Origin of the sequence: Sulfurimonas sp., assembly GCF_047622445.1 — a bacterium.
Taxonomy (GTDB): Bacteria; Campylobacterota; Campylobacteria; order Campylobacterales; family Sulfurimonadaceae; genus Sulfurimonas.
Genome location: NZ_JBLHOE010000082.1, coordinates 1 through 12,679, shown reverse-complemented (window position 1 = coordinate 12,679; position 12,679 = coordinate 1). Strand labels below are relative to the sequence as shown.

8 protein-coding genes are annotated in these 12,679 nt (G+C 30.7%); all 8 read right to left on the bottom strand.

Translation table 11 applies throughout. The features are described from left to right. A partial coding sequence (locus ACI9TV_RS14435; protein WP_415251525.1) for a DUF4214 domain-containing protein occupies positions 1-530 on the bottom strand: 530 nt, incomplete at its 3' end. A 57-nt stretch (positions 531-587) separates the two neighbouring features. Continuing rightward, entirely contained in the window at positions 588-2,558 is a 1,971-nt protein-coding gene (locus tag ACI9TV_RS14430) for a hypothetical protein (RefSeq protein ID WP_415251524.1), read from the bottom strand. Further along, a complete protein-coding gene (locus tag ACI9TV_RS14425; RefSeq protein WP_415251523.1) occupies positions 2,555-4,699 on the bottom strand; it encodes a biotin/lipoyl-binding protein in 2,145 nt (714 codons plus the stop codon). Before ACI9TV_RS14425 ends, ACI9TV_RS14430 begins: the two co-directional genes overlap by 4 nt. Positions 4,700-4,702: 3 nt before the next feature. Further along, positions 4,703-6,550, bottom strand: coding sequence for an efflux RND transporter periplasmic adaptor subunit (locus tag ACI9TV_RS14420; protein ID WP_415251522.1), 1,848 nt, complete (start codon positions 6,548-6,550; stop codon positions 4,703-4,705). Between the two features lie 11 nt (positions 6,551-6,561). Next, positions 6,562-7,359, bottom strand: a complete 798-nt coding sequence (locus ACI9TV_RS14415) for an efflux RND transporter periplasmic adaptor subunit (RefSeq protein ID WP_415251521.1) — start codon at positions 7,357-7,359, stop codon at positions 6,562-6,564. Next, on the bottom strand, positions 7,346-9,403 hold the full coding sequence (locus ACI9TV_RS14410; RefSeq protein ID WP_415251520.1) for a TolC family protein: 2,058 nt from the start codon (positions 9,401-9,403) through the stop codon (positions 7,346-7,348). Before ACI9TV_RS14410 ends, ACI9TV_RS14415 begins: the two co-directional genes overlap by 14 nt. A 181-nt stretch (positions 9,404-9,584) precedes the next feature. Continuing rightward, a complete protein-coding gene (locus ACI9TV_RS14405; protein WP_415251519.1) occupies positions 9,585-12,008 on the bottom strand; it encodes a PKD domain-containing protein in 2,424 nt (807 codons plus the stop codon). Between the two features lie 39 nt (positions 12,009-12,047). Next, positions 12,048-12,679: hypothetical protein (locus ACI9TV_RS14400; protein ID WP_415251518.1), on the bottom strand; the 632-nt coding region annotated here is incomplete at its 5' end.

Below are 12,679 nucleotides of genomic sequence, written 5' to 3'. Positions count from 1 at the left end.
ATTTCTGAAAGAATTTTAATTGAGGCAAGATAAGATGGGTCTTCTTCGAGGTTATCTAGGTTAGTGACATTTGTTTCATCACCGAGTTTATCTATAAAATCAAGTGATACTGCAACTTTATTACTGAGTAAATCTTTTCTTTGTTGTGCACTATTTAGTACTTCCTCAGATAAGGATTCGTATTGAGGGTCATTTCTATCAAAGTCTAATGCTGCGGATACAAATTCAGCTACCATGTCTGAACGACTAACACTAGCAAGTACTCCTGTCCAATATGTTATACCTTCAGTATCTCCTGCTTGACCAAGAGTATTCATATAAATAGCTTCTACAAATTCTTGATCACTAAGGTTATCATAAAGAGATGTAAACTTTTCATGTGTAGCAAAACCTGCAGCTAGTGTTTTTATAGCAGAATTTTCATCTAAACGTAAGGATTCATCTTCCCAATACTGTAAACCTTCTTTATCTGCTGCTCGATTAAAAAAAGCAATATAAAGCCCTGCAATCTTTTCTTGTATGGTAGCCATATTATCTCCTGTGAAAATTAATTATAGCAAAAAACGTACATTTATAAACTAAAGTATTTACTTATCATTAGAACTAAAAGAGAGCATTTCGTTAGTTGAGAAATCTTTTTGTAATATTTTTTTTCTAATATGTGTTGCTTTTCTTTCCATAAGAAGCTGAATAATTTTGTAAAGTGCCATAAACGCTTTTTTACTTAGTTTATTTTCTGAATATTTCATTAAAATTTTCATTATTGAATTATTAGAAAACCTTTCAAACAGTTCATCTTCAAAAGAAAAAATTTGCTGAACAGTTCCATTTTGACCTTGTCTAGCAGTTCGTCCATAAAGTTGTAAATCCACTCTGTTAGAACTAAATTTCTGACTGGCAATAACATGTAAGCCACCCAACTTATCAATTTCATCATCAATCTTAATATCTGTTCCTCTTCCAGCCATATTAGTTGCGATAGTTACCGTACCCTTTATCCCAGCAAGATACACAATTTCTTCTTCTTCTTCATATTTAAGAGCATTAAGGACAGTACATTCTATATTTTTTTCCATTAAAAGTATTGCTAATTCTTCGCTTTCTTTAATATCTTTCGTCCCAACTAAAATTGGTCTTTCTGTTTTATGTATTGTTATAATATTATTAATTATAGCCTGAGTTTTTTCTTCTTTTGTGGAATGAATTTCTGCATCATACAGTGTATAAGTATTTGCTATTCTTTTTGGTATTTTGATTGTTGGTAGTTTATATATATGCCAGAGTTCGTTTCTTAAATTTTGTAGTGTACCACTCATACCAGATATCTTTTTGTATAATCTGAAGTATCTTTGAAAACTCATCTTCATATGAGTTTGTGTTGGGTCACTAATCTCTAGAAACTCTTTTGCTTCAACAGCTTGCTGAAGTCCCGATCCCCAAGAGTGACCTTCCATCATTCTTCCAGTCTTTTCATCAACTAAAACAATTTCTCCCTCATTATTTATAATATAATCAACATTATTAAAATAAAAATATTTTGCATTTAAAGCTTGTTGTACTAAAAACTCTCTTCTACTTTTTTCTTGCCAAACAGATGGAAATAAGTTCTTAGAAGAGGTAATCACTTCTCCTCCTTCTTTCGTAAAAAGGACCTGTTTCATTGATTTATTTATTAAATAATCATCATCTACAGCTAATTCTTCACTTATTTGTCTAGCAACTATTGTTGCATTTTTAAGTACTTCATTATTTGAAGACACCGATATAATCAGAGGAGTAATAGCCTCATCTGCCAGAACACTATCTGCTTCATCTATTATTGCAGTATGAAGTCCTGACATAACTTTTTGACTTACTGCATTTTTCAATGTAAACTTATTAATAAGATAGGAATCAAAGTTATTTATGTTATCTTTCATTGAATCCCTTAAAAAATCTGCCAAAAGCTCTTTACTAGTAGCATAAACCACATTTGATAGATAATTTTTTCTACGCTCATCCTCTTGCATTGTACTTGTTATGCAGCCTGACTTTAATCTGCATCTATTATATAAGGTTTGCATCTCTTTGGCATCTCGAGAAGCAAGATAATCATTCGAGGTAACTATATGACAAGGCTCTCCACTCCAAGCTGCCATTATTCCAGATAATGCAGCTGTCACTGTTTTACCTTCTCCTGGTAACATCTCAATTGCAAAATTTTCTTGTTGCGCTAAAACACCCATTAACTGGACACTGTAAGGTCTTATACCTAACACTCTAAAAGATGTCTCGCTTACATAAGCTAATGCATCATATAAATCTTGCTTTTTTGCTTTTTTAAACCTAATCTTTTTTCTATAATACTCAAGTTTCCCATCAAGTTGTTTGTCACTTAAAATTGAAAGACTCAAAGATAATAGATAAATACTTTCTGCTGCTTTTTTAAAATTATTTGTGAATTTAAGTTGTTTATATGCAAGTCCAACTATGCTATGAACGAAGGAATCCATTCCAGTATATGACTTTTCTTCTTTTGTTATATCTAATTTTTGAAATTCCTGATGTAGGTTTATCATATTTTATATCGTTTTTGCAATAATTTTTTCACTGATTCAACAGCAGATTCAATTAATGTTTTATCAGGGACTTTTAGACGGAGAACTCCTCGCTCATTATATAAAAAGAAAATATCACTTTCATCTAAGGTTGCAATAACTTTAAAATACGCTTCTATAGTTCGTACTCCGTTTCTATCCTCTTGGTTTGTCATAATATCGCCTCCGCCTTGCCAACCTAAGGAAGGGGAAGGAAGTTCATATGTCTCATATGGAATAATATTCAACTCTTTAGTTGCTAATGTCTTTCTAATGTCAGAATACAATTTTATTTCAGAATTTAAAATTATCCCAAATAAGTCTGAGGAATCTTCTTGAGATACAACAGCAACAAAATCAAATTTTTGTATAGGAAGTATCTCTCCAATTTTATCACCTATTTTTATATATGTACCCAAGTAGTTCCCAAGATTATTTGACACCCACATTCCATTATTACTTGCATAAATATTTAAATTAGTCTTTTTTTCTTCTAAAAACAACAAATTATCATTTAGTACTTTCATTTGCTCTGATAGATTTTTAATATCAGCAATTGATTCATTTCTTGATTTTAATAGCATTAAACGTGCTTCTTGAATTTTTGCTTTTATTCCAACAATCTCTATGGATAACTCAGGATTCTTAAATGTAACAAGTAAATCATCTTTTTTAACTCGCTCTCCATCATTAAAGTAAACTGTAGTGAGGTATCCCTCTGTTTTTGAAAAAACATTTGAATGTTCTCGTGATTGAACTACTCCCTTTGCGTATATATAACTAGAAACAGGGATATAACCCACACTAAAAACGATTAAGCCGAGAATAGAAAAAGTTATCGTATAGGCTTTTTTCCTTTTCCCTATTAAAGCATCATCATGTATGAGATATTTTACAAATTTAGAAATAGGTTTAAATATCCATATATAGGATGAAACAATGACTATTAAAATACCCACTTCAATCCATTGATCTGAAACAAAAAGAGCAATAGAGACAGCAACTAATAAACGATAAAAATAACTTAAAATTCCATAAGCTGCGAGTAAGATACTTTCTTTTTTAGTATCGTATGCTTTCTTGATTGAAGCAACATCAAAGAAGTATTTTTGCCACCAATAGACCCAAACATTCCCTGACTTTGTTTGTAAATTAGGAATTTCTAAAAAGTCTGATAAAACATAATAAGCGTCAAATTTTAAAAGAGGGTTTCCGTTAAATATAAGAGATGACACAGAACCTACAACCATAACGTTAAAAGCAATACTATGAATGATGCCATCCCCCGTATTAACCCAAACTACGGCTGCAATAGCTGCAAAAAATAGCTCTACTATTACACCTGCTGAACTCACTAAAATTTTATGCCATTTATTTTTAAACAACCAACTATTACTGGCGTCCATGTAGGGTAAAGGAGTAAAAACAATAAACATAATACCTAAGGTATGTACATCTCCACCAAATTTTCTAACCATCATAGCATGGCCCATCTCATGAAAAAACTTTAGAACAAATAAGGAAATATAAAGTAATAGCATATTTGATGGGGCTAAAAACCCTTCCCCTTGGATACTAAAACTATAAAAATTGTCTGCAAATATTTTAAGCCCAAAAAGAATGACCATAAGCCAAACAATTAATGTTACTTTGTTGATTAATAAGCGAACAAGCCAGTCATATCTTATAAGCCATTTTTGAGGATCCCATAATGGAACTTTCAAGTACAAAAATGAAACAAATTTATTTCTAAGTTCTACATGCTGTTTCCGAACATGGCGATTAAAGATATGCTCATTATTTGGCATATTTTTAAAATACAATAAATTAGATTGATGAAGCTGTGTTAAGATTTTTATAACTTCATCCTGAGTTGGAGCCTCTTCTGGATTATGTTCTAAATACTCTTCCCAAATTTCATTTATGCTTCTTTTAACTGTTAATCTATTTAAGAACTTATACGCTTTAGGAGTCACTCTAAAATATTTATTGTTATATGGTTCTCTTATAACATACCAGACTCTTCCTCTATAGAGTTGTTTTTCAATTGTAGCGTTATATATAAGTGATACTTCTAAGTCGCTAACCCTATGCCATAACTCACTGAAAATATTTCCAACCATAAATTAAATCCAGAAAAACAGTCTAAGAAAATCAACAAACTTATGTGTGAAAACCCAAATAATTTTTCTTTCACCAACATTTACTTTTGCCATACCACTCATACCAGGTCTCCACCATTTTTTTGGAGGATTTAGGAACTGTGCTTTTACAACAAAACTGTTTGTTTTACTTCCATCAACTGTAGCCATTGGTATAATTTTATCTATTATAAATTCAATCTTTTCAGCAGTTTTTCCTAAAAATACAAAGTTTCCTTTTTTACCAACTTCAAATTCATTTATATATTCTTCACTTACATTCAACGTTAAATAGAAGCCTGATAATTGCGCAATTTTAAATAACATATCTCCTTTAGAAACAGGCTTTCCTAAAAGATCTTCTTGGTCTCCTTCAACTATTATTCCATCTATAGAGGATTTTATATTTGCTTGTTTGAGATAGTACCCAATTCGTTGTTGGGTTGCTTTTGACTGATTAATCTTAGCCTTAGCAATTTGCATATCTGCTAATTTATTTGCACTACGAGATTTTTGCTCTTCAATTGAATATCTAGATACATCGGCGATAGCTTCGGAATATTTCAAATAAAGTTCTTTCGTATCCAACATAAGTAAAGATTTACCTTCCTTGATGATATCCCCAGAGTGCACTTCAACCTTATAGACAGTAGCATCAAAAGGTGCGGAAATGTATGATATATTATCTGTACTAATTGAGCCTAAGGATTCTATTTTATAGTCCATATCTACTACAGAAATAGTAATTATTGTAAAAGAAATCACAATAACAAAAAACTTAATCAAAGTGTCATTTACACCTAACCACCAAGAGAGATATTCTTTAGCTTTATACAAAAGTTTTGAAAAAATATTTCTATCATTAATATATAAATTATTAAGTATTGGAGTAACTTGATTTGTTATTAAACGGAGTATTATCAGCTCTTCTTCTGTAAATTCTTCTTTTGCTTTTTCAAAAAGGACAACTCCTATGAGTTCATTATCAATCCTCAATGGTAAAGAAAGTATTTCTTTAATTCTATTTTCCAAAAGATAATCTTTATGTGCATATGTAATATCAAAAGTATCATCTAGCTTGGGGTAATGTATTTCTTGGTTTTGATCAAAACACTCTTCATAGACAGCTTCTAGCTTATCTACAACCTCTGTCTTTCTTATGAAATTTTCACGATGGCTAATTGCTACAGTTTGAACATATTCTTTCTTTTTCCATCCTATACTTACTTTTGAACAATTAAACCTTGTAGCCAGTTCGTTAACAAATGTCATAGATGCTAAAAGGAACTTTTTGTTATATATTAGTAAGGAGACTATTTCAACTGCATCCTTAAAGGAGTTTTCATTTTTTCTCTCTATAGTATCATCATTTACCAAAGTAACTTGGGAATTATTTTTACGATATGAGTAGTATATATCTGATAATATATTTAATCTTGCTACACTATTTTTAAATAAAACACTATTTTCATGCTCTATAAATAAAAAAAGGACTAAATTTTCATCAATAGATTCAATTTTTATACCAACGCCCATTAAAGAAGTTGAATTATTCCATTTTAAACGTAGCTTTTCATAAGAAAATCCATTCTTTAATGCTCTTGTCCCAATAGTGACACCAATCTGCAAAATCTCTTTTTCATGTTCTAAAAAATCTTCAAATCCATAACTGGACTTCAAATTCCATTGCTCATCTTTGAAATTAAGGAGTAAACTAAATTGAGATTTATTGAGTTTTGCTATATCTTTTAAAAAAACTTTCCAAAAATCTTGCTCTGAAGTATTTGAAAATTTTAAACTTTTTATTTCACTAAGTAAGTCAGTTATTTCCATGTTCTAAACTACTATTTAAGACTTACAGTAACTGTAAGTCCAGGAAGGATTTCTAATTTTTTATTACTAAACTCTGCTTTTACAAAAAATAAACCACTTGAGCTATCTGCAATTGGGGAGATAAAAATTATTTTTGCTTTTTTGGTTACTTTATTTGAGTCTGTTACCGTTGTTATTGCAATAAGCTGATTTTTTTTTATTTTAGATAAAGTATCTTTATCAACATTGAGTTCTACAAAACAAGTTTTACTATCTACTATACTTAAAATAGGTTCCGTATTTTTCGCAAACTCTCCTAAATCAATATTAATTTTTGTAACAACACCACTTATTGGTGAATATAATGTAAGTTGATCGAGTAATTTTTTAGCTATTTTATATTCTACACTTTCTTGTTTTTCATTAGCTTGTATAAATTTTAGTTGTCCTAACGCAGTATAATATTTTATCTCTAGAGACTGAAGTTCTGATTTTGAAATACCCCCAGATGATTCATAAAGCTCTTTTGTTGATTTATAAAGTGAAGATAATATTTTTTCTTCATTCAAACCTGAATTAAGCCTTGATTTATCTTCCCAAATCATCTTTCTTCTTTGAGTCTCTAATTTTTGAAGCTTGTTATCTAAGACTATAAGCGGATTCCCTTTTTTTACGTAACTCCCTTCCTTAACAACTATCTTGTGAACAGTTCCATCGGTAGGAAGGCTTAGTTTAATATTATGCTTTGGCTTGACCACACCAATAAAGGTATCTTGCGCAAAGATAGAACCCCCTAGTATTATTAGAACTAAAAACTTATTGATTGCCATATTGAGCATCCTTTGCTATTTCATATTTTATTTGATTATCTAACTGTATACTAAATCTATCAAGTAAAACTCCTGTTGCTTTTTGTAAAGAAGCTTCAGATAATTTTAAATCTACTAAATTGTTAAATAATTTTCTCTTATATTGTATCAAATTTTCTTGTTGTTCAAAAACTTCAATGATAGATGACATTCCAAGGTTAAGTCTTTCATATTCGATATTTACTAACTTATCTTGAAACAAAATACCATTTAAGTATTCATAATAACTAATTTTATTATTCTTCAAATTTATGATTTTACTATGAAGACCATTGTCTAAAGTTCTTTTTAACTGATTTAATTCTAAACTGCTTTGAAGATATTTTAACTTTTCCATTTCATGGCTTTGCTTCGCATAATCATTAAAAATAGGAATAGTTAGTTCAAGACCTGATGACCATGATGTGAAATCTTCATCTATTAAATCTTTTCTTGCATCATGAGAATCAATATTTAAACTACGTTTATTGACACCAAATGTAAAATCCAATTGAGGTAATAATTGATCTTCTGCATATTCAACTTGTAACTTAGAGATATGAAGTTTTTTTTCTAGTATTTCAAGTTCCGGCCAATTAGTAACAGCTGCTTCATAACTTACTCTAAATTCTGGTATCGTAATTTTATCTATTGATGCAGTATCAATTGGGATGAAAAGGATATTGTCATTATTTGAAGAGCTTAAACTAAGTAAATTTAATATTTTATTTTGAATATCAAAAATAGATGTTTTCGTATTATATAATTGAACCTTTCTTAATGAAACACTCTTTTGAGCACTAAAAAGTTCTAAATTTGATCGTGTTCCATATTTCAAACCACTTTTTATTTTAACAAGTTGTTCATTAGCTATCCCTAAACTATTTTCCCAGCTCAGGTATAATTTGTATGTGCCATACAACTTCCAATATAACTGTATAACTGTTCCAATTAAATCCATAGTCTGTTTTTTATATTCACTTTGTGCTATAAGCGAACTAATTTTTGCCATATCAATTTTTATTAAAGTATTCTTAGAACCAAATCCTTTTAAAAGTGGTTGCTTCAAACTTAGGTCTAATTTATTGCTATACTCATTCGGATAACTTTGCTCAATATAGGTACTCCACTTTGATTGTTGTGAAAAACTAATATCCCATTTAGTACCTATGCTTGATAAACCACCAATACCCACATCGTATACTGAAATGTCATCTTCATATTCACTTTTAAGTTGAATACTTGCATCTATTGCATCATTTGGGACATGTGATTGAGATTTCAAAGCTGAGAATGATAATATTGGGTCTAATATTCCTTTTTCGTATTCGATTTTTTTTCTGCTTATATCTGCTTGAATTTTTTGTATAATAATATTTGAATTACGCTTAACACTTTCCTGAATCAAATTATTTAGAGTTACTGGTACAGGCTTAAAGACTTTATTCTCTCTTTTAGTAAAATAAAAAATAATTTTATTTATATCTTCCACATTAATGGTAAGATTTAGATCATTTACTTCTGAAACATTTTTTTGTATTGTAACTACTGTATGCGTGCTCATCTTTTTTTCATCAAAATTATATTCTAATGATTCTTTCTCTTCGCCTACTTCGGTCTTCTCTATCTTAAGAGCAGGAATTTCTTCTACCTCATCTTTTTCTAAAATTATGGAAGGAGCTTCTTTTTTTATAAATGGAGTTGCGGTATTTAATCTTGTAACGTATGCATCTGGGTATGAAAGGCGTAAAGTGTCGATAATTTCTTGAACTACAGCTCTATCTCTAAGCGGTTGTGTAGTGATTACATAGTGTGAGCCAGACTTTCTGTACTTAAATGTAAAATCCCAAGCCTTTTGTAAATCAGCAATTTTTGTATGCTTTTCTACAAATTTATTTAATTTTTTGAGTTCCGATTGAGCTTTACTTTCTGACACAAAAGATCCAACTTTAATGCTACGAAGATATTCCCCATGTAAAAATGTTGTAAAAAATAGTGTTATCATTATAAAGTAAATTAATTTCAAAATAATAGTCCTTATTTAAATATATTTTGAGATTATACTATAAATATAGTAGTCTCTTTCGAGACTTTATACTCTGTAGTTCTACAGATTGCAATTATCTATCTCTTTAAAACATTCATTCTTATAAACTATTACTCAGTAGTAAGATAAATATTATTCTTTCATGCTAAATATTTTCTAACTACTTAGATAATGTAACACTACCTTCACAACCATTTTCACTCCATAATCCATTACTAGTATCTCCATTCACTGTCAATGTTCCCCATTTTATTGCACTATCATATAAAGCAGCAGCATTATTTCCAATAGTAATAGTCGTTCCATAATAAGTTTGGTTGCCATCGTGTCCAAACCAAGATAATGTTTCATAATCAATTGTTATTGAACCATTTATATCCGAACAGCTATTAGTAAAGCTTCCATTCCAATTACCGACATAAAGTTCAGAAGTAACTACTTCAATAAGCTCTTTTATTAGCAGAGAAGCTTTTGAAATTTGATTATTATTTTTTACGTCCTTAGTTGTAAATGCGTCTTCTGGATCAATTTCAATACTACCTTCTATTTCTCCATAAGAATTATTCTGGAGTACAAATTCTCCTTTAAAAGAGAGAGTATTATCTAGTTGATCTTCAACAGTAGCACTCATATCTGCAGTAGTGATGAGCCCATTTAAATGATTACTACCGCTTAGTGAGTTTTCTTGAGTATGTTCTTGCGTATATGTTGAGCCTACTAGTTTAATTATACTATCATCAGAGGATCTTAAAAAGGATGCAGTACCTATATAACTACCGTTAAAACTATCAGTATAGTTTGAATATTTAGTTTTTTCTACAACAGTTTCATTAAAGACTACAACAATCCCATCTGAAGCATTTTTATATTCAAATGTATAGGTAGAGTTGCTTGTTGTACCTTCTTTATCTCCATTCAAATAAGTATGTTCAATTGTTCTCACTACTTTATTTTCAGAAAATTGCCACAGAGCACTCAAAGTATCAATCATAAGACCATTACTATAATTTACGGTAGTTAATTCAAGAGTTTTTGCTGCAGCATCAATGTCTAATATACTAGAAGCAAATGTAAGTCTATCTACTGAGTTTGTAAAAAAAGTGTTTGTCCCACCTAGAAAGTTATTAACATTTGTAATTAATATATCTTTAGCACTCGTATCGGTTATAAAATCTCTCCCTACAAGTAACTTGCTATAAAGTAAATGCGTATCAATCATAGATTCAAGTCCAGTAGTGGACTCTAATAAGTTAGCCTTCAAGATTAGCGCTGTTACCTCTTCATTTGGAACTATAAGTATTAGAGTAATGGCAGTTACAGTCACTACGCTTGTATTAGAATCGACTTCTCCATCATTAATAATTAAACTAATTTCATACGTACCATCAACGTCAGCTGTGAATGTAGGAGATACTGCTGTTGCACTTGATAGTGTTGCAGTACTTCCATCTGGTTTACTCGTTATATTCCAGCTATATGTTAAAGTATCTGGATCAGCATCACTACTTGATGAACCATCTAATGATACTAAAGATGTTGTTTCTACATTTTGGTCAGCTCCTGCATCTGCAGTGGGGGCAGAGTTTGGGGTAGTAGCAACTACACTTACACTATCTTGAAGACTAACAACTCCACTATCATACACAATAAGCCCTATTATATAAGTACCATCTGCATCAGCTATAAAAGTTGGATTTACTACACTTGCACCACTAAGTGTCGCATTACCTGTACCTGGTTGAGATGTTATACTCCAAGAGTATGTAAGTGTACCTACACTCCCCGAGCTATTTGAAGCATCTAGGGTTACTGTTGTACCTGTATTTACATCTTGATCAACACCTGCATTGGCTACTGGTGTTGAATCATCAATATCCCATTTCTCTACTATAGAAGTAACTGGGTCATCCTCGCTAAGATATTGGGCTATCTTATTAGTAGCCGACGTTACAGATTCACTTGTACTCTCTACTCCACTTAACACTTGTATAGAAGCTATATAGGCTGGATCATTTTCAGGGTCTTGTGTATTAGCTATCTTTGTAAGGCTACCTAAGTTCTTTGTAAAATATAAAGCTACTTCTACTTTATTTGTAATTAGGTCTTGTCTCTCTATGGCTGCAGTTAAATCTTCAGCTGATAGGTCTGGAAAGTTCTCTGGTGTTAAGTCTAGAGTTAAAGATAACTCCATAAACTCAGCTACCATATCAGATCTTGACTTACCATTATCCAGAAGACCCTTCCAGTATGCTACACCTTGTGCATCTCCTTCTCTTCCTAAAGAGTTTTGATAAATTGCTTGAACAAATGCCTCATTACCCATACTCCCGTATGTAGAGTTAAAAGTTGGATGTGCTGCAAATCCAGAAGAAAGTTCCTTAAGTACGTTTAATATATCTTCGCCTCTATCAGCTGCAGTTTCTCCTAAACCATTCCAATAATTAAGTCCATCTTCATCTGCTGCTCTGTTAAAGAATGAAATGTAAAGACTCGAAATCTTTTGTTCTAAACTTACCTCTCTCGCTTGAAGAGAAGATACAGCTAACATAACTATTAGGAGTAATTTTAATGCACATTTATTCATTTTATATCCTTTAATCTATAATTTTTACTATAAATCACTTTATATTGCAATATCTTCAACCCAGTATTCAAAAAGGTTGTCAATTTCATCAACTGTTAAAACATCATCATCGACTAAGATATTATTATCGATTTTTTGTAAACCAAATGTCGGAATCATACTACTGTAATCTAATACTTCAAAATTACTTGTATCTAATGTAAAGATCTTGTCAATTGAGAACGACGTAGTTTCATATGCTCTAAATGCAACTTTATCAGTATTTCCAACTTTAAAAACAAGATCTTCCAATACCGCTTGAGAAACTGAATTCAATAATGGGTAGTCAACCTCTTTAGTAAAACTCCAATCATTTACTGTTTCATAAGTGCTATTTACTTGTGCACCTAACTGTCCTAAAGAAGGAGTTGTAAAACCACTATTTACAAATTGTAATGCCCAATTATCTTTTTCTAACAATATACCAAGAGATTCTGTACCAATTCTAAGTTCCATTTCTGAATCATTTGAAGTAGCTACATGAATTTTTGATACTTGTGTATCTATTGCTTTATTTTGTAGATCTACTAATGTATCTTGATTTAGGAGAGTGTTATTACCACTTACACCTTTACCAAATATATTTAATTCATTCGCTACAACATTTATGCTACTGTCATTATCTGTATCAT

Bases quoted from the DNA above. Each gene is read 5' to 3' on its own strand.
- ACI9TV_RS14425 (WP_415251523.1), bottom strand. From the start codon at position 4,699: ATGGTTGGAAATATTTTCAGTGAGTTATGGCATAGGGTTAGCGACTTA.
- ACI9TV_RS14420 (WP_415251522.1), bottom strand. From the start codon at position 6,550: ATGGAAATAACTGACTTACTTAGTGAAATAAAAAGTTTAAAATTTTCA.
- ACI9TV_RS14405 (WP_415251519.1), bottom strand. From the start codon at position 12,008: ATGAATAAATGTGCATTAAAATTACTCCTAATAGTTATGTTAGCTGTA.
- ACI9TV_RS14415 (WP_415251521.1), bottom strand. From the start codon at position 7,359: ATGGCAATCAATAAGTTTTTAGTTCTAATAATACTAGGGGGTTCTATC.
- ACI9TV_RS14430 (WP_415251524.1), bottom strand. From the start codon at position 2,558: ATGATAAACCTACATCAGGAATTTCAAAAATTAGATATAACAAAAGAA.